This window comes from Bacillus sp. JJ1562 (genome assembly GCF_036962705.1).
GTDB lineage: Bacteria > Bacillota > Bacilli > Bacillales > Bacillaceae_L > Ferdinandcohnia.
Map to the genome: position 1 here is coordinate 1 of NZ_JBALOQ010000003.1, position 19,491 is coordinate 19,491.

Consider the following 19,491-nt stretch of genomic DNA (forward strand, 5'->3'; position numbering starts at 1 on the left):
GACAGGTCCAGAGCTTGCATAAATGATATGCAAGCTGGGACGGTATATACCAAAAATAATGACCATTTATGATAAAAAAGAAAAAAATAAAAGGCATTTGGGAATAAGAGAATTCCCAAATGCCTTTTGTCGACACTCTGAGACGATCCATAAGGATCGCCTTTTCAAAGTGAAAAATTAGTTATTTAATAATTGCAGTAAATAGTAGAAACCATATTTAACTGTTCTAGTTCTGATGCCTTGACGTGAACCAGCTAATTGTAACGGATATACCTTTGTAGGTTGATCTAAATAAGAAATCCCAATATACACTGTACCTACAGATTTTCCTTCCGATTCACTTGGTCCCGCTACGCCAGTAAAACTAATCCCAATATCAGAATTCAAGAGCTTCCTTACATTCTCAGCGAGCTGCTGCGCTGTGGAAATACTTACAGCGCCATCTGTTTCAAGGGTTTCATTCTTAACCTGTAAAATATGTTCCTTCACTTCATTTGTATAACAAACCACTCCACCCTTCACAACTGCCGAAGAACCAGCTAGATTTGTTAATTCTTCAGCAAACAAGCCACCGGTTAAGCTTTCAGCACTTGCTATCGTTAACTTAGCCTCTATTAGTTTATTCATAAGTTCTGTGACTAGTGAAGTCAAGTTATAGCCATATAAGAACTTGCCAACTCTCTTTAAAATTTGTTCCTCAGTTTCATCTAATAGTTTATTGGCAACCTCAAGCGAACTGTGTTTTGCTGTTAATCGAAGTGTAACCTCACCATCACTTGCTAATGGGGCAATCGTTGGGTTTGTTTGATTATCGATTAAATCTTCAATTTCGGTTTCGAGCTGCGATTCCCCAATTCCAAAGAAACGCAACACTCTTGATTCAATTCGTTCAACAACACCTAGTGATTTTAATAAGAATGGTGCACCGTAAGATAAAAACATTGGATTAAGCTCTTTAGGTGGACCTGGGAAAAGCATGTACGTAATCTGATCAGCTTCAAGTCCCATTCCAGGGGCCATCCCATGATCGTTGGGAAGGATCTCAGACCCTTCGAGGACAAGAGCCTGCTTTTTATTATTTTCAGTCATATGGCGATTTGTTTTCTTAAAGAAATCTTCAATACTATGTAAGGCCGTTTCATCCAATACAAGCTGCTTCCCTAAAATTCTTGCAATTGTCTCTTTTGTTAAATCGTCCTTTGTTGGTCCCAGTCCACCGGTAAAAATGATTAAATTCGAACGAGATTGTGAGATTTTAATCACGTCCTCTAGACGGTCTGGATTGTCACCAACAACTGTATGGAAATAAACATTGATACCAAGTTCAGCAAGCTGTTTGGAAAGAAATTGTGCATTTGTATTTGCAATTTGCCCCAAAAGGAGTTCAGAGCCTACAGCTATTATTTCAGCATTCATTTAAGAACCTCACCATCCTATTTGTCCTATTTGGAGTTTGTAAAAACCCCTTTATTTTTCGCAAAATAATCCCATCCAGAAATAACTGTAAAAATGACGGCAATCCAAAGCGCAATCATATCAAATGGAATGGAAAGAAATTCAAATGGCCAATTATGTAATAATAATGCAGATACAGCTACAACTTGAGCCCACATTTTTATCTTTCCTAGCGTTTTTGCAGCTGATACCTCTCCGCCTTCTGCTAATAAAAGCCGTAAGCCAGTAACGGCAAACTCCCTACTTATGATAATAATAACCATCCATGCAGGTGCTAGACCAAACTCAACTAAACTGACCAATGCAGCTGAAACAAGTAGCTTGTCTGCTAGAGGGTCTAGAAACTTTCCAAGGTTTGTTACTAAATTATGCTTTCTGGCCAAATGACCATCAATCCAATCTGTAGCAGAAGCAATAATAAAAATAATCGCTCCGACTAAATGGGCTACAGGAATGGACATTGAGCCAATCGAAACAACGCCCCATCCAAATGGGACAAACATGATAATTAAAAATAGTGGAATTAAGCAAATTCTTGCCACAGTAATCTTATTTGGTAAATTCACAATCATACCTCCAACATTTACTAAAATATCTATAGTAGTGATAATACCACTTATACGAAACAAAAAGCCATCATAATGATGACTTTTTGTTATTCCTCAGTTCCAGGGGTGAATTTAATGGTGATAATCTGTTGAACAACTTCTCCAGTGCTAAATGGATATTGAAATGGTTCACCATTTATTTCGATTGCAAGATCTGAAGACCTTCCAATATTAAAATTAATTTCAGATTGGTTAGACAGGTCTACTTCCTCTGATTGACCATCAGCAATGTTTTTCCAGACGAATCTTTCATTTTGTCTATTTGTTACAGCAACCCACGCTTGCCCACCTGCTGTAGCTGTAAGTTTAACCTTAAAGGAATCCGTGTTTTTCAACTCATAGGTTGCTTTGCTCGTGCCTTTTTCAATTTCGACTAGCTCTTGAACTGGAGCCTCTTCCCCTTGTTCTTCTTCATCAGCTGGAGCATTATCCGTTTCACCGGCTACCTGTTCCTCATCTTTTGGATCCTCTTTTTGTTCAGCTTGAACGGGAGGTTGTTCATTTGATTGTTCATATTCTGTTTGCTGATTGTCTTGTTGTGTGTCCGGTTCATCGGCAACATCCTTATTGGATACAAACCAGTAGATCGTCATTGCACCACCAAGAAGGAAAAGAACCAATATTATCATTGGTACTTTATCTATGATTTTCGAACTTGTCGTAGAAATTTGTCTTCTTGATTGCACTCTTGAAATTTGTTCAGGAATTTCATCATTATATGTACCTGGAATTTCTGATTTGAATTCCTCAAATAATTCTTCAGGATTAAGCCCAACAGCCTCTGCATATTGCTTAATAAATGCACGGACGTAGAATTTTCCAGGCATTACAGAATAATTGCCTTCTTCAATCCCAACCAAATACCTTTTTTGGATTTTTGTCATTTGCTGTAAATCATCCAAGCTTAAATCTTTTTGTTCTCTCGCTTCCTTAAGTCGAGAACCTAATTCAGTCATTTTTTTCACCTACCAAATCTCGGGATACCTATAGACATATTCGCGTTCATAATACTAGCATTTTTATCGTTGTCAGTAAAGGTATTTATTATTTTATTTACATAAAAATTAAAAATCGAAACCAGAAAAATCAGACCTAGAAAACTGTTGGTATTCGATATCATAGGTAATTTCTTCTTCAGGTTCATTTCGAAGTTCAATGATATAATCAAAATCCTTCAATGTATATTCGGTATGTCGTACAAACATATCTGGATGCTCCACTAATTTAACAGCTGGGAGTCTCATGATCTCTCTGACTAGCTGTAAATGTCTTTCAGTTGCACGCTTAGTTGAAACAATGCCGTCAATAATAAAAAGATTATCGACATTGTATTCATCATGAATCAGCTCATTTCTCATTGTTTGTTTTAATAAAGTCGATGACACAAACAACCATTTTTTATGGGCACAGACACTCGCAGCAACAACTGATTCGGTCTTCCCCACCCTTGGCATGCCACGAATCCCAATAAGCTTATGGCCCTCTTGCTTAAAAAGCTCTGCCATGAAATCAACAAGAAGTCCTAATTCATCGCGAGTAAACCGGAATGTTTTTTTATCATCTGCATCGCGCTGAATATATCGGCCATGTCTTACCGCAAGCTTATCTCGAAGCTTCGGTTCTCTAAGCTTTGTAACGGTTATCGTATCCATTGTATGTAAAATTGATTCAAGTCTTTCAATTTGCTCTTTACTATCACTTAATAAAAGCATGCCCCTTCTACGATCGTCTACACCATTTATTGTAACAATATTTATCGAAAGCATTCCTAATAGTGAAGAAATATCCCCAAGAAGACCTGGGCGATTTTTTGCTATTTCATATTCCAAATACCACTCTTTTTTCTCCAAAATGTCGCAGCCCCTTGCTTAGTGGTTATAATTTCCAACTATAAATTAATGCACCATTTTCATTATAAACTAAATTTTCCACATTTTATAGAGGGGGAGAAAAAAATGAGGGTACATAACAAAAAAAGAGAGGAAAATCCTCTCTCGTTTCCAAACTTCCTAACCTATTGGACAAGCTTTACCATTACGTTGGCAATCGCTTGTTGCTCTTCTTCAGAGGCAACATTCCAAAGGTCACGCAATACTTTTTCTTGAGCATTTTTCGGCTCTACTTCACTTGCAAGGTAATCACCTAGTTGATGAGCCATATCATCAATCACGTTTTGATCCATTCCTTCAGATTTAGCATGCTGCAAGCGATCACCTAAAAAATTTTTCCAGTCTTCAAAATTGTCTAGTACAGACATAAGTGACCCTCCTTATTAGGTTATTACAATGTTAGTTTGTCGATTGTTAAATAATTTATTCGTTAAAAAAATAAAGTTAACAATGCCAACCACCATTAACAGACAATACTTGTCCTGTAATATAAGAAGCTTTATCCGATAGTAAAAATGCGACCGCATTTGCAACCTCACTTGGCTCTCCAATTCTCCCCATCGGAATTTCTTCACTAATGCCCTCAATATCTTCCGATGTAAATTCTTTCAGCATGTTTGTATTAATCGCACCTGGTGCAACTGCGTTAACTCTAATTCCGCTAAGCGCAACTTCCTTTGCTAGAGCCTTTACAAATGATATTTGGCCACCTTTTACCATTGAATAGAGGACTTCACAGGAGGCTCCCGTGATTCCCCAAATCGAGGAAATAACGATGATATTTCCCCTCCTTTTTGTAATCATTGTTGGAAGCAATTCTTTTGTTAACAGATACGGTGTACTCACATGAAGTTGCACCATTTGTTCAACAGTCTTTTGGTCAAAATCCGTCATGAGCCCAAACACACTTTTACCTGAATTATGGATTATTGTATCAATTGGCTGTTTGATTTCTTTCACTAGATGTTCCACACCACTTGGAAGACTTAAATCAGCCTTCATTATGTATGTTTCCACACCTTCAAGAGCTAATTCTTCAGCTAGCTTTTCTATAGCTTGTTCGTTTTCATGGTAGTGAAGGTATAACGAATAGCCAAGTGTGGCAATTTCTTTCGCAATGGCGCTTCCTATCCCTCCGCTCGCACCTGTGATTAACGCATATTTTTTCATACTCATTTCCCCTTAAAAAAGCACCCTTTCACAAAAGGATGCTTTTTTGTGTTAACTTTTTTTAGGAATAACCTGACATTCTGTCATTCGGATTTCATCAAAAAATTCATTCACAGTGTTTGTAATATCGTCGACTGTTAGACTTTCCATTATTGGAACGACATCAAATAAATTCATCTCATTAAATGCATACCTTGTAAATTGATTTGCAATATAATCAGGTGAATTAAGAGAGCGTAAAAATGCACCAATCTTTTTCTTTTTCACTCGATCTAGCTCTTTTGCGGTGATCCCTTGTTTCTTACTTGAAAGCATAATATTTTTTACTTTTGATGATAATTCGTCAGGATTAGAAGTGTCACCACCTACGATGGCAAAACCAAATCCTTGCTCTTCAGTGTAATCAAACGAAAATGTATCATCAATTAAGCCCTCATCATACAAAGCCTGATAATGTTTAGAACTTTTTCCAAGTAGCCAATCTAGAATGATCGTGATCGACAATTCTTGTTTCAGCAATTCATCGCCTTTACGTGACGGATTTAAAGTTTTCACACCAACCATACATTTTGAGGATTGAACATTCATTTCAAGAACTTTTTTCTTTTCATTTACTTCAATTGGCTCATCTTCAAAATGGCGTTTGATTTCTGGCTGATCCTTGTATTCTTTTGCCGCTTGGTTAGAACGAATTTGCTCCATTATTTTTTCAGGTTCAATTTGACCAACTACGAATAATACCATATTGCTTGGATGATAGAAGGTTTCATAGCATTCATAAAGCATATCCTTTGTTATTTTAGCGATGGAATCAATTGTTCCAGCGATGTCGATTCTTACTGGATGATTTTTATACATATTTTCAATGACACCGAAATACAGTCTCCAATCAGGATTGTCATCATACATTGTAATTTCTTGACCAATGATTCCCTTTTCCTTTTCTACCGTTTTTTCAGTAAAATAAGGACTTTGAACAAAGTCAATCAATGTCTGAAGATTTTTTTCTACATTGGATGTACTTGAAAAAAGATAGGCAGTTCTTGTAAATGAAGTGAACGCGTTTGCTGATGCACCCTGTTTACTAAAATCCTGAAATACATCGCCATCTTCTTTTTCAAATAGCTTATGCTCTAAAAAATGAGCAATCCCATCAGGTACATGAGCGAACTCATTCTTCCCTAATGGTACAAACTGATTGTCGACAGAACCGTAATTCGTTGTAAAGGTAGCATAGGTTTTATTAAATCCCTTTTTCGGAAGAATATAGACATTAAGGCCATTTTCAAGCTTCTCATGAAAAAGAACCTCTTGAAGTTGATCAAATGTGATTTTTTCCATTACCTGCCGCCCTCCAATCCTGTAAGGAAGTAGATGGTATCAAGTTCAATCTTCTTTGCAACATTGACTACTTCCTCCTTCGTTACAGCTTCTATTCCAGAAATCCACTCTTCAAGCTTTCTCGGTTTTGGAGAAACAACATTATGATATAAAACCTCTGCAATTCCTCGAGATGTATCAATCGTTTCAAGCAATTGATTCCGTATAACAGCTTTTGTTTGGATCATGACTTCTTCCGTGAAATCACCATCAATCATCGCTTGCATTTGTTCCTTAATAATGGTTACTGCTCTGTCATAATTATTCACATCTATTCCAGACATCACCATTAGTAGACCCTTATGACTTTCTACTCTTGATGCTACATAATATGCCAAGCTTTCTTTTTCACGTACATTTATAAACAGCTTCGAATGCGAAAACCCACCGAATATTCCGTTAAACACTTGAAGGGCATCGTAATCAGGATCACTATATGTTGTGTTTGTTCGGTAGCCAATATTAAGCTTACCTTGTTTTACATCTTGTTTTTCTATGACTTCCTTAACTTTTAATTCCTGTTTTGATTTTGATTCCGTTTGTGAACGCTTGCTTCGGTCGGTAAATACAAAGGCTGATGAAACAGTTTCCTGTACCACTTCAGGTTCGATATTACCGATAACATATAGATCAATTTCGTCTTCTGCTATTACTTTTTGATAATAATTGTATAAAGATTCGGCTGTAATAAGATCAATGTCTTCAATTCTTCCATTAACATGAAGGTGATAAGGTTCATCCTTACACATTTCCTCGACTAATCGTAAATTCGAATACCTCATTTTATCATCATTAACAGCTTGAATTCGCAGTTTTTGGCTACGTTTCTCTTTTTCAACGATTGTACTCTTAAAAGCACCATTTTCACTGATAGGCGAAAGCACCATCTCCCGCAACATTGTAATCGCTTTATCAAACAAAGGAGTTTGATCTTTTAAAAACAGTTCATTGGCGATTTCAATGAAAAATGTAATTATGTGATTTTCACCTTTTTTAGCTAAATCCACATATAAAGCGGCCCCATATAATTCATCTAAATAGGAACGTAAACTAGTTGTGGAAGGATAGCTAGCTGTCTCACTTTGCAAGACATATGGAAGCAATGCCCTTTGTGTTACATATTCCTCCTCAAGAGGGGCCTTCAATCTAAGTACAATGGTATTCGTTTTAAATTTATCTGCTTTAATCGTATGGAGTGTCAACCCATTTATTTTATGCTCAGTTTCATCCAATAAAAACATCTAAACATAGCCTCCTTTTTTGGTCATAGCAAAACCCTGTATGGCTATTTTTCAACCAAAACCGTTTAATTAATCTTAAAATCACTATAACCTCAGATTAGCAATGATTTCAAGTTTTGGTCAATAAATTTTCATAATAAAAAAGGAATGACACCTCTGCCATTCCTTTTCAAAAATATTATCTTATCGTTTCCCTGAATCAAATGGTTCTCCAGCAGCTTTTGGTGCTTGAGAAGATTTAGAGAATATAACCAATGCAATTAAAGTTACCACATAAGGGAAAATCTTTAAAAGAATTGGTGGAACAACCGCAAGCTCAGGAATTACCTGTGAAACGTTAGCAACAGTACTCGCAAAACCAAAGAATAAGGTAGCACCTAATATTCCTAGTGGTTTCCATTGTCCGAAGATTAATGCAGCAAGTGCCAGGAACCCTAATCCAGAAACATTACCAGTGAACTCTCCTGCATACGTAACAATAATAATTGCTCCACCTAAACCTGAAAATGCCCCTGAAAGTATGACCCCAAGGTAGCGGATCCGTCTTACATTAACACCTGCAGCCTCAGCAGCTTGCGGGAATTCACCACAAGAACGCAAGCGAAGTCCTGTTTTTGTTTTATATAATACAAATGCACTAATGAATAAAACGAGTAAAATAAACCATGTCGTTGGATATGTTTTTGTAAAAAACAAATCCCCAATAACTGGAATAGAAGAAAGTCCTGGAATGTCTACTGGCTTAAACCCACTTGTAATACGGATGTTTCCACTACCAGTAATATTTCTTGCTAAGAAAACAGTAAGTGCCCCGGCAATCAAATTGATTGCAACACCACTAATAATTTGGTTGGCATTTAAGTTGATACTAGCAAAAGCATGTAATAGAGAAAAGAGTATACCAACAATCGCTGCAACTAGTAACCCAATCCATAATACTAAATTATTATTCATTGTCCCTTGAAGAAAATGGATTGTGAGTGAACCTGCAAATGCTCCAAAAATCATCAGACCGTCCAAGCCGATATTAACGACACCACTTCGTTCGCTGAATAAGCCTCCAAGCGCTGTTATTAGAAGAGGAATGGTAAAAACAATTGCATATGGAAAGATTTGTTCAATTATAGACCACATTTTACGCTTCCTCCTTTTTTACAGCAGAGCTGTCAGTTCGTCTTCTTTTGAACTTATTCAGTAAACGTTCAATTAAAATACCCGTAGCAGCGAAATAAATTATGATCGCAATTATCGTATTTGCAATCTCTGGTGGGATTTCCGTCATTGCATTCATAAATCCAGTTCCAGAGTAAAGGATTCCAAAAAATACTGCTGCAAAAAATACTCCAATTGGACTATTTGCCCCTAATAAAGCTACCGCGATACCATCAAAACCTTGAGAGGGTAGGTTTCCAATTTGCATAGTACTTGCATTACCTGTGTACATGGCTACTCCTGCAAGACCGGCTAAGCCTCCGGAAATTAACATTGATAATACAATATTAGTATTTACACGCATACCTGCGTATTCTGCAGCATGACGATTAAAACCAACCGCTTTCAATTCAAACCCTAATGTTGTTTTATTGATAATAAATCCAATAATAATAACAGCGATAACACCTAAGAACAAGCCTAGGTTTATATATGAGCCTTGGAACATTTCGGTTAAAAATGGTGATCTCAATGTTGCTTCGTCAGGTAACTTTCTTGATTCTGTCTCAAGGAATTCACCTTTAAAATAACCCGGCACAACATAATAAACAGTCCAATAGGCTACCCAGTTCATCATAATTGTTGAAACAACCTCATGAACATTAAATCTTGCTTTAAGTACTCCTGGAATAAATGCCCAAAGAGCTCCACCAAGAAAGCCTACTAAAATCATTACGAGTAAAAGGATTGGTCTTGTCCAATCAAATGTTAAACCAACAGCCGTTGCAAGAAGACCTCCGATTAGCATCTGACCAGAAGCCCCGATATTAAATAAACCTGTACGGAAGGCAAAAGCAACTGATAATCCTGTAAAAATTAATGGGGTTGCTGTAGCTAATGTATCCCCAATTCTTGAAACATTTTTTAAACCACCTTGGAACAAATAGAGATACCCTTCAAAAGGATTGCTTCCGATAAAGAGCATTAATATCCCACCTGCGATAAGACCAAAAAGTACTGCAATTAATGAAATGATTGTATTTCTCATACACTTCTCTCCTTACCTATACCCGCCATCATGAGACCTACCTCATTTTCATTTGTTTCAGAGGCATTTACAACGCCAATCAGTTCGCCGTTGTTGATAATAGCAATCCGGTCAGATAGCTGCAATACTTCATCAAGTTCTAATGAGATTAAAAGTACTGCCTTTCCTTTATCACGGTGTTCAATTAATCGTTTATGGATATATTCGATTGACCCTACATCTAGGCCCCTTGTTGGTTGAACAGCTACTAGCAATTCAGGATCTAATTCAAGCTCACGTCCAACAATTGCTTTCTGTTGGTTACCACCTGATAAGGTTCTTGTTATGGAAACTTCCCCTTCTCCTGAACGCACATCAAAATTTTCTAAAATTTTCTTTGCATACTCTTTCATCGCAGATACATTTAAAAGGCCATACTTTGCAAATGGTGGTTTATTATAAACCTCTAATACCATATTGGATTGGAGTGTGTAATCTAAAACAAGACCTCGTTTTTGTCGATCCTCAGGAATGTGAGCAATACCTTTTTCAATACGCTGACGCACTGGTAGTGTAGTAATATCCTCACCGTTCAACATAATTTTTCCTGACTCAGCTTTACGAAGACCTGTGACGGCTTCCACTAACTCCGATTGACCATTTCCTTCAACACCTGCAATACCCACAATTTCTCCTTTTCGTACGTTTAAAGAAAAGTTCTTTAATCCCATAACCTTACGATTATTTTTTACGGAAAGGGAATCTATATCTAAGACCACTTCACCTGGTTTACTTTCTTCTTTATCTACGTTAAAGGAAACATGTCGGCCAACCATCATCTCTGCTAAGCTAGCTTCACTTGCACCAGCCACATCCACTGTTCCTATGTATTTACCACGACGAATGACTGTACAGCGATCTGCAACAGCTTTAATTTCCTTCAATTTATGGGTAATGATTATGATTGATTTTCCTTCTTTAATTAAATTCTTCATAATCTTCATTAATTCATCTATTTCACTTGGGGTTAATACAGCTGTTGGCTCATCAAAAATAAGCACATCTGCCTCTCGGAAAAGCATCTTCATGATTTCAACGCGTTGCTGCATCCCGACTGAAATGTCTTCAATTTTTGCATGTGGATCTACATTAAGTCCATAATATTTAGATAATTCTTCAATTCGTTTTGCTGCACTTTGAATATCTAGTACAACTCCACCCTTTAATGGTTCACTACCTAAAACGATATTTTCAGTAACCGTAAAATTTTCAACTAGCTTAAAGTGTTGGTGCACCATCCCAATCCCTAGGCGATTTGCCACATTAGGATTATTAATGTGTACCTGTTCTCCATTTACTTTAATGATTCCTTGCTCGGGCTGGTACATACCAAATAAAACACCCATGAGCGTAGATTTTCCTGCCCCATTTTCACCAAGTAGAGCGTGTATCTCTCCTTTTTTTAAAGTAAGAGTAATATTATCATTCGCTACAATACCTGGAAACTCTTTTCTGATATTCAGCATTTCCACAACATATTCCATAGTAGCACTCACCTTTTTCTAGACCTCAATTCCTTTATATTTAGAAGTCCCCTATATACACCCAAAAAATGGGTTACCTCTACGTATTACTTTAACATAAAAGAAGAGACGGATGAACCCGTCTCATTTATGCAAATTTACTACTTGATTAAATTCCCTTGTTCACCTGAGACTTTGATTTCACCTGATTTAATCTTTTCAAAAACTTCATTTACTTTATTAACAGTATCATCACTTAAATTAGGATTCTCTTCCGGAAGGCCAACCCCATCATTTTTTGCATCATAAGTTATAGTTTGTCCACCAGGGAATTCTCCGTCAAGCTCTTGTTTGATTATTTCTTGAGACGCATGACCCAATTTTTTCATTGCGGATGTTAAGATCACTGATTTATTGTTTGCGTCATCATAAACACCGTCAGCATATTGGTCAACGTCAACACCTACAACCCAAACATCTTCACCTTTACCAGCACGTGTTTTCCCTTCATTGATTGCACCAACACCTACACCACCTGCAGCTACAAAAATTGCTTTTACACCGCGATCATACATAGAAGCTGCAATTTGTCCACCAGCTGCAGAATCTGTAAACGTACCTTGGTAAATAACGTTTTGTTCTTTAATACTAAGATTTGTTCCTAAATTCTCGTTCGCATAAGTCACACCTTGTTGGAATCCCCAATTAAACTTTTGTACAGCTGGGATTTCCATACCACCGATAAATCCAGCTTCTCCATCTTGTAACTCAAGAGCAGTCGCCACACCAGCTAAGAAACCGGATTCATGCTCAGCAAAGAAAACAGCAACAGTGTTATCAGCCACTACTGGAACAAAGTCACCCTTATGTGGATTACCATCTAAAATAATAAATTTAGCATCTTCATATTTGGATTGTGCTTGGTAAATTGCTGTTTCAAATTTAAAACCAGGTGTAAAAATAAATTTGTATCCGGCATCGTAAAGATTCCCAATCTCTTTTAAATATTCAGCTTCAATTTCACCAGCCGGTCTGAGATATTTTTCTTGAATACCATACTCTTCTTTGGCAGCCAAGATTCCTTCCCATGTACCTTGGTTAAATGATTTATCATCAATTGTACCAGCGTCAGTAACCATACCTACTTTTAGGTTTGCTCCTTCGCCATTTCCTTTACCTGTTCCTTCTTCGCCTGCAGTACCACATGCACCTAACAATGTTCCAGCTGCAAGTAGAAATGCAAGACCAAAACCAGCTTTCTGTTTAAACATAAGATGACCCCCAATAAATTTTAATAAAAACAAATCCTTACTTTTAAATATTTGTATGTAACGAACTACTTATTCACCTCCTTAAAAGTGGATATTTTTCCCATTTTATAAAACACGTTTTCTAACAACATGAAATGAAAATTTATCAGCTCTAAAATAATTCTGTGAAAATAATACAGGTTCATCATTATCGTCATAATGCATTTGTTTTAATAGCAAAAGAGCAGTTTCCGGATCACAATTTAATATAGGGGAAATGGTTTCATGATACCCAATTGGTTCAATATAAGTCACTGCATATGTAATTTTTTTTCCCGCTTTTTTCTCTAATAATTCAAAGATTGATTCTTCATGTGAATAGCTTGAAGGTATATTTTTACTAAGTATTTTATCGATACAATACACAACAGGCTCACCGTTTGCAGTACGGACTCGTTCAATCACGGTTACTTCTTCATTTTCTAAACAACTGAAACCTTTTATATCCCCATCAGTTGGTCCTTTCACCGTTTGTGATAAAAAGATAGTACCAGGTGACATCCCTGCTTGTATGATCATATCTGTTATACTGCTTATTTGCTCAATTCCAGAATTAAAAAGAGGTTTTGAATTAACAAAGGTCCCAACGCCATGTCTTCTAACAATGACATTCTCATCTTCAAGAATTCGTAAAGCTTCTCTTAAGGTTGCTCTACTTACACCTAATTGTTTTGCTAGGAGAAATTCTGATGGTAGTTTTTCCTTTTCTTTGTAGACTCCGTTATCAATATCAAGTCTGATTTGATCTATCACTTGCAAGTACAATGGTCGATTATCTAACTTGATAGTCATCTTTAGTTCCTCCAGTATATTGTAAAGTCATCAGACCTCTGATGTTAGACCGATATTATCCGAAAATAACTATATCATTTTTTTAAATAGAAATAAATAAGAATTGCGTAATTTGTCGAAAAAAAGAAGAGCAACTGCTCTTCTTTTTTCAAATATCGTTAACTACCAACATCTTCATTTTTTGCTGTAACAAGAACTGCCCTTGGTTTGCTGCCTTCATACGGACCAACTATACCTCTTAATTCCATAGCATCGATCAGTCTAGCAGCTCTTGTGTATCCAATTCGAAATCTTCGTTGAAGCATCGATACGGACGCTGTTTGCATCTCAATAACAAGTTGTACAGCATCGTCATATAATTCATCATCCACTTCCTCAGTCGTTTCAACTGTGTCCGTCGGAATCATTTCCTCCTGATATTGTGCTTTTTGTTGGGAAATGACAAAATTAACAATCTCTTCTACCTCATCATCTGACAAAAACGCTCCCTGAACGCGTACAGGCTTAGAGGCTCCAACAGGTAAAAATAGCATGTCACCTCGTCCTAGTAGTTTTTCTGCTCCACCCATATCTAGAATTGTCCTAGAGTCTGTTTGTGAAGAAACACTAAAAGCTATACGGGATGGAATATTTGCTTTAATAACCCCAGTGATAACATCTACTGATGGTCGTTGAGTTGCGATAATTAAGTGAATTCCAGCAGCACGAGCCATTTGTGCTAAACGTGTGATAGAATCCTCGACATCTGATGAAGCTACCATCATTAAATCGGCTAATTCATCTACGATCACCATAATGTATGGTAGAGTTGGTTGTTTCGCCTCTTCTTCACTATTATGACGGCGAATATACTCATTGTAGCCCTCGATATTTCTCGTATGGGTATGTGCGAATAATTCATATCTACGTTCCATTTCATTAACGACTTTTTTAAGAGCTTGTGATGCCTTTTTGGGATCTGTCACAACTGGAGCTAATAAATGTGGAATTCCGTTATACACATTTAATTCAACCATTTTCGGATCAATCATCATCATCTTCACTTCATGAGGTTTTGCCCTCATAAGTACACTTGTAATAATGCCATTAATACATACACTTTTACCACTACCGGTAGCACCAGCAACTAATAAGTGAGGCATTTTATTAAGCTCAGCAAATTTAGCCTCACCCGAGATATCACGACCAAGCCCAATCAATAACTTAGAATCCGAACGCTGAGGTTCAATATCCTCTAATACCTCCCGTAGTGATACAACTGCAATTTCGGAATTAGGTACCTCGATTCCAACTGCCGATTTACCAGGTATTGGGGCCTCAATTCGAATATCTTTTGCTGCTAATGCAAGTGCTAAGTCATCACTTAAATTTACGATTTTACTTACTTTTACCCCAACATCTGGGTAAACTTCATATTTTGTCACAGCTGGGCCAAGGTGAACTTTTGTCACCTTTGCCTTTACACCAAAGCTATTAAATGTTTTTTCTAGCTTTCTAGCATTTTCATAAATATTTTCATGCTCCGCACTTTGACTTGTTTGTTTTGGAGGATGAAGAAGATCAACTGGTGGTAATTCATAATCTACATTTTCCAGTTCACCTTCTGTAAAGGTGATTGGCATTTTTTCATCATGGTCATCATCTCTCCCATGATGTTGTTGCTCATTTTTCTCGTGAAGTGCCTCGTGGTCTCTTGTATACGCCTTGTCGGCAAAGTTCGAGATAATCGGCTCAATTGGGATCTCAACAGGCTCTTCTTCATTTTGGGCTTCTTGTGGAGCATGAACATCCTGTTTTTGAGTTTCTTTCTTCATCTTTCGTTTTTCTTTTTTCGGCTGATTTTTACGTTGTGCTGACCAATTTTTTATATCATCTACAAATGCAATCCATTGATTCTTAAAAAATGTAGCAACAGGGCTAAAGATTTTCGCAATTGTATCATGGAGTGATTTACCGGTAACAAGCACACCACCAATTACAATTAAAAAGACGGATATAATCTTTGTACCTGTTTCATCAAATAGGAAATACGAGGCAGCAAATAGGATCGAACCAATCATTCCCCCACCTAAATCTGTTGTGCTCGAATTGCCATTCACAACTGCCCAAAACATGCTCCAAGTATTTTTAATAACACTAGGGTCAGTAAATTTGCCTTCATTTGTTTGCAAATTAAATAATGGAATATGACTTAATAGCAACATTGAACATACGATTAAATAGACTCCAATCAATTGCCTAGTAACGATTCTCGGCCATGTGCGGTTCCAAATGATATAAATTGAAACGAGCAGTAGCCCGATTAATCCAAGAATGTCCCAATTCCCAAGGAAAAATCGAAATAAATAGACTAGCCCCGTCCCCACTGTTCCAAGTCTAGCTAATCCAATACACGCTAAAGCTAGCAATAATAAACCTAGCAATTCAAATTTAAGTGTTTTTTTCCATTCATCTTTTCGCTTCGACTGTCTACGTTTTCGTTTTGCCATACTACACCTACTCTACCAATAAATAACAGGAAGGCAGCCATAACATGGCTGCCTATGTAATGAAAATCTACTTAGATTATAGCACATTATACCAATTTGTCTCAAAGTCTTATTTTCTGCCCTGGTGAATATCTTCCATCTAGAAAGTGTTGTGGATCTGTGCTCATTACTCTTTCAATTGTGTAATCACCATTTTGAGAGGGACTGACAGCCAATGAAACACCATTTATATCGACATATTTCAAATGATTATCTTCCATTTCATTTTGTGGATATATTAATTCCTGTGGCATCATCGTATATAGGATCATTGAATCATCTGCCCACTTTCATCAGAAAGATTTTTCTTATCAATTAACTCATTTAATTTCTTTATTGCCTGACCAATACCGCCAATTTCATCAATGAGTCCATATTCAACTGCATCCGAACCAATTACATTTGTCCCAATATCTCTAGTTAAATTGCCTTTTGAAAACATCAATTCCTTAAATTTCTCTTCTGAAATATTTGAATGGCTTGTTACAAAATTTACAACACGCTCTTGCATTTTATCAAGGTACTCAAACGTCTGTGGCACTCCAATAACAAGACCTGTTAGTCTAACTGGGTGAATCGTCATTGTCGCCGTTTCGGCAACAAGAGAATAATCGCAGGCAACGGCTATTGGCACACCAATTGAATGCCCTCCACCTAAAACAATGGAAACTGTCGGCTTAGAGAGTGATGCAAGCATTTCAGAAATAGCAAGTCCTGCTTCTACATCTCCTCCTACTGTATTTAATACAACGAGTAAACCTTCAATTTTTGGATTTTGTTCAATCGCTACAATTTGGGGTATAACATGTTCATATTTTGTTGTTTTATTTTGCGGTGGCAGTTGAATATGACCTTCAATTTGGCCGACAATTGTAAGGCAATGTATTTTACTATCATTCGACATTTGGGGGACATTTGTTTGTCCTAATTGCTGTATTTTATCTACTAATGATGAACCCTTTGATTCATTTTTATCTTGATTTTCTTGTGGTTCTTCTTCATTTATGTATTGATTATTATTCATCGTAATCTCCTTTCAACCCATTTACCATTTAGTATAAACACATGACCCCTTTTCATTCTGAATATGGCAATATAGGCAGAAAGAAAAAAGCCAACCATAAGATTGACTTTTTCATTTATGTTATTAATTTGAAAGTAAATTTGATAATTGAATTCGTTCTTGCTCATTTAATGGGACAAGCGGCAAGCGAACAGATCCAACATCTAGTCCCTTTATTTGAAGAGCTGTTTTTACAGGTACAGGATTTGGAGCTGTAAATAGTCCCTTCATGATTGGTAATAGCATTTGATGTTGGCTTGCAGCTTCAGATATATTACCTGCTAAAAATGCTTTTACCATTTGTTGCATCTCATTGCCAATTACATGGGCAGCAACCGATACGACACCTTTTGCACCAATTGAAAGTGCTGGTAATGTAATGCCATCATCACCACTGTATAAGTCAAAATTATCATCTGTATTTGCAATAATTTCAGTCATTGCCTCTAAACTTCCGCTCGCTTCTTTTACAGCTACGATATTCGGAATCTTAGATAACTTAATAATGGTTTCAACCGACATATTAATAATCGATCTACCAGGAATATTGTATAGCATAACAGGTAGATTTGTACTTTCAGCAATTGTTTTAAAATGCTGATAAAGACCTTCTTGATTTGGCTTGTTATAGTACGGTACCACAAGCATAATTCCGTCAACACCAGCTTCCTGTGCTTTCTTAGTAAGCTCCATTGATGCGTACGTATTATTACTACCAGTTCCAGCAATGACAGGAACTCGACTGTCAACTACTTTTACAACATGACGGAAAAGCGCCACTTTTTCCTCAGATGATAATGTGGGAGATTCACCTGTTGTCCCTGCTACAACCAGTGATTCTGTACCATTGTTTAATAAATAATTGATCAACTGAGTTGTTTTACCGAAGTCAATGTTTCCTTTATTATCAAATGGTGTCACCATCGCCGTAGAGATTCTTCCAAAATCAATCATGCTTTTACACCTACTCCCATCATTTACGCCTAGCATTTCAATTAAATACAACTAGGCTTGATCAAAAAAATTAAAAACCTTAATGATATTGAAAAGAGAAGGGACACCCCACAATCGCAAGGCTCCCTACTTATTCATCTTAATAGTCTACCACTTCTGCACCAACAGGTCCATCTGATAAATGGAATGCTTTATGCAGAGCATTAATCGCTTCCTTCATATCAGACTCTTTTACAAGTACCCAAATCGTTGAAAGGCTATCTGCGGACTGCAGGATTTGAATTCCTTTTTCCGAGAGTGCTGTTACAATTCTAGCAGTTACTCCAGGTACCCCGTTCATGCCCGCTCCAACTGTCGCTACCTTTGCACATTTTTCATTAACCTGTGGTTCATATCCCATTTCCTTCAGTTTATTAACAGCGCGTGCTGTCATATCCCCTGAAACTGTGTAGACAACACCATTTGGCGTGATGTTAAAGAAATCTACACTAATCTTTTCATTTGCCATGGCCTTAAATACTTCTGTTTGAAGATTGTATTGGCCTTTTTTGGCTAGGACTTTTAATTGAGTTACATTTGTCACATGAGCAATGCCCGTGATCAATCTTTCCTTAACCTCGACACCTCTGCGCTTTTCTATTGTGGTCACAAGTGTACCAGGTGCATCGGTGTAAGTTGAACGTACTCTAATTGGCACCTTTGCCTCCATCGCAATTTCAACAGCACGTGGGTGTATTACCTTCGCACCCTGGTACGCCATGTTTACAATTTCGTTGTATGTGACCACAGATAATGGCTTTGCATCCCCAACGATACGAGGGTCTGCCGTCATAACACCTTCTACATCAGTAAAAATATCAATCCATTCAGCTTGCAGTGCAACACCAAGAGCAGCTGCGGATGTATCACTTCCACCTCTACCAAGAGTCGTAATATCCCCTATTTTAGATATTCCTTGAAAACCTGTTACTACTACCACATCATGGTCTTCAAGGGTTTGAAGTAATCTATCGCACTTCATTTCAGTAATTCTCGCATTTGAATGGTCATTATTTGTACGAAAGCCAGCCTGCCCACCGTTTAAGGCAGTTGCTGAAATTCCAGTCTGATTCAACATATTGGTGAAAACAACACTGGAAATAATCTCACCGCAGGACACTAGCATATCCATTTCCCTGTTGCTAAGCTTAGAATTTATATCCCCGACTAAGCTTAATAGTGTATCTGTTGCATATGGGTCACCCATGCGTCCCATAGCTGATACAACGACAACTACTTTATATCCATCTGAGACAGCACTTTCGATATGTGTTCTTGCTCTTTCACGAGATTCTTCATCTCGCACTGAGGTTCCGCCAAATTTTTGTACAACAATATTCATGAAACCACCTCATGTTTG

The 19,491-nt window shown here is 37.2% G+C and carries 18 protein-coding genes; all 18 read right to left on the reverse strand.

Translation table 11 applies throughout. The features are described from left to right. Nucleotides 1-177: 177 nt before the first annotated feature. The gene (locus tag V7097_RS00910) at nucleotides 178-1,416 is read right to left on the reverse strand and encodes a competence/damage-inducible protein A (protein WP_335701709.1); all 1,239 of its coding nucleotides are present in this window, start codon (nucleotides 1,414-1,416) and stop codon (nucleotides 178-180) included. Between the two features lie 26 nt (nucleotides 1,417-1,442). Then, the gene (gene pgsA, locus V7097_RS00915) at nucleotides 1,443-2,021 is read right to left on the reverse strand and encodes a CDP-diacylglycerol--glycerol-3-phosphate 3-phosphatidyltransferase (protein WP_335701710.1); all 579 of its coding nucleotides are present in this window, start codon (nucleotides 2,019-2,021) and stop codon (nucleotides 1,443-1,445) included. Between the two features lie 89 nt (nucleotides 2,022-2,110). Further along, nucleotides 2,111-3,019, reverse strand: coding sequence for a helix-turn-helix domain-containing protein (locus tag V7097_RS00920; RefSeq protein WP_335701711.1), 909 nt, complete (start codon nucleotides 3,017-3,019; stop codon nucleotides 2,111-2,113). A 108-nt stretch (nucleotides 3,020-3,127) separates the two neighbouring features. After that, complete coding sequence (locus tag V7097_RS00925; protein WP_335701712.1) at nucleotides 3,128-3,913, reverse strand: YmfK family protein; 786 nt, start codon at nucleotides 3,911-3,913, stop codon at nucleotides 3,128-3,130. A gap of 164 nt (nucleotides 3,914-4,077) precedes the next feature. Further along, a complete protein-coding gene (locus tag V7097_RS00930) occupies nucleotides 4,078-4,320 on the reverse strand; it encodes a DUF3243 domain-containing protein (protein ID WP_335701713.1) in 243 nt (80 codons plus the stop codon). 76 nt (nucleotides 4,321-4,396) lie between these two features. Beyond that, nucleotides 4,397-5,122 carry an elongation factor P 5-aminopentanone reductase gene (gene ymfI, locus V7097_RS00935; protein ID WP_335701714.1) on the reverse strand — a complete coding sequence of 242 codons (726 nt, stop codon included), beginning with the start codon at nucleotides 5,120-5,122 and terminating at the stop codon, nucleotides 4,397-4,399. Between the two features lie 51 nt (nucleotides 5,123-5,173). Further along, entirely contained in the window at nucleotides 5,174-6,463 is a 1,290-nt protein-coding gene (gene yfmH, locus V7097_RS00940) for an EF-P 5-aminopentanol modification-associated protein YfmH (protein ID WP_335701715.1), read from the reverse strand. Then, nucleotides 6,463-7,743, reverse strand: coding sequence for an EF-P 5-aminopentanol modification-associated protein YfmF (gene yfmF / locus V7097_RS00945; protein ID WP_335701716.1), 1,281 nt, complete (start codon nucleotides 7,741-7,743; stop codon nucleotides 6,463-6,465). The genes yfmH and yfmF overlap by 1 nt, the downstream gene beginning before the upstream one ends. 183 nt (nucleotides 7,744-7,926) lie before the next feature. Continuing rightward, entirely contained in the window at nucleotides 7,927-8,877 is a 951-nt protein-coding gene (locus tag V7097_RS00950; protein ID WP_335701717.1) for an ABC transporter permease, read from the reverse strand. A 1-nt stretch (nucleotide 8,878) separates the two neighbouring features. Next, on the reverse strand, nucleotides 8,879-9,943 hold the full coding sequence (locus V7097_RS00955; RefSeq protein ID WP_335701718.1) for an ABC transporter permease: 1,065 nt from the start codon (nucleotides 9,941-9,943) through the stop codon (nucleotides 8,879-8,881). Continuing rightward, nucleotides 9,940-11,466, reverse strand: coding sequence for an ABC transporter ATP-binding protein (locus V7097_RS00960; RefSeq protein WP_335701719.1), 1,527 nt, complete (start codon nucleotides 11,464-11,466; stop codon nucleotides 9,940-9,942). Before V7097_RS00960 ends, V7097_RS00955 begins: the two co-directional genes overlap by 4 nt. Nucleotides 11,467-11,606: 140 nt before the next feature. Further along, nucleotides 11,607-12,716: a BMP family lipoprotein gene (locus V7097_RS00965; protein ID WP_335701720.1), complete on the reverse strand. Its 1,110-nt coding sequence runs from the start codon at nucleotides 12,714-12,716 to the stop codon at nucleotides 11,607-11,609. Between the two features lie 105 nt (nucleotides 12,717-12,821). Next, nucleotides 12,822-13,547, reverse strand: a complete 726-nt coding sequence (locus V7097_RS00970; protein ID WP_335701721.1) for a GntR family transcriptional regulator — start codon at nucleotides 13,545-13,547, stop codon at nucleotides 12,822-12,824. A gap of 158 nt (nucleotides 13,548-13,705) precedes the next feature. After that, nucleotides 13,706-16,036 (reverse strand): DNA translocase FtsK, encoded by a 2,331-nt coding sequence (locus V7097_RS00975; RefSeq protein ID WP_335701722.1) that lies wholly within the window; start codon nucleotides 16,034-16,036, stop codon nucleotides 13,706-13,708. Between the two features lie 101 nt (nucleotides 16,037-16,137). Then, nucleotides 16,138-16,347, reverse strand: a complete 210-nt coding sequence (locus V7097_RS00980; RefSeq protein ID WP_335701723.1) for a YlzJ-like family protein — start codon at nucleotides 16,345-16,347, stop codon at nucleotides 16,138-16,140. Then, on the reverse strand, nucleotides 16,344-17,099 hold the full coding sequence (locus V7097_RS00985; RefSeq protein WP_335701724.1) for a ClpP family protease: 756 nt from the start codon (nucleotides 17,097-17,099) through the stop codon (nucleotides 16,344-16,346). The genes V7097_RS00980 and V7097_RS00985 overlap by 4 nt, the downstream gene beginning before the upstream one ends. 123 nt (nucleotides 17,100-17,222) lie before the next feature. Continuing rightward, nucleotides 17,223-18,092 carry a 4-hydroxy-tetrahydrodipicolinate synthase gene (gene dapA, locus V7097_RS00990; RefSeq protein ID WP_335701725.1) on the reverse strand — a complete coding sequence of 290 codons (870 nt, stop codon included), beginning with the start codon at nucleotides 18,090-18,092 and terminating at the stop codon, nucleotides 17,223-17,225. A 139-nt stretch (nucleotides 18,093-18,231) separates the two neighbouring features. Then, complete coding sequence (gene dapG, locus V7097_RS00995) at nucleotides 18,232-19,473, reverse strand: aspartate kinase (RefSeq protein ID WP_335701726.1); 1,242 nt, start codon at nucleotides 19,471-19,473, stop codon at nucleotides 18,232-18,234. Nucleotides 19,474-19,491: the final 18 nt, after the last annotated feature.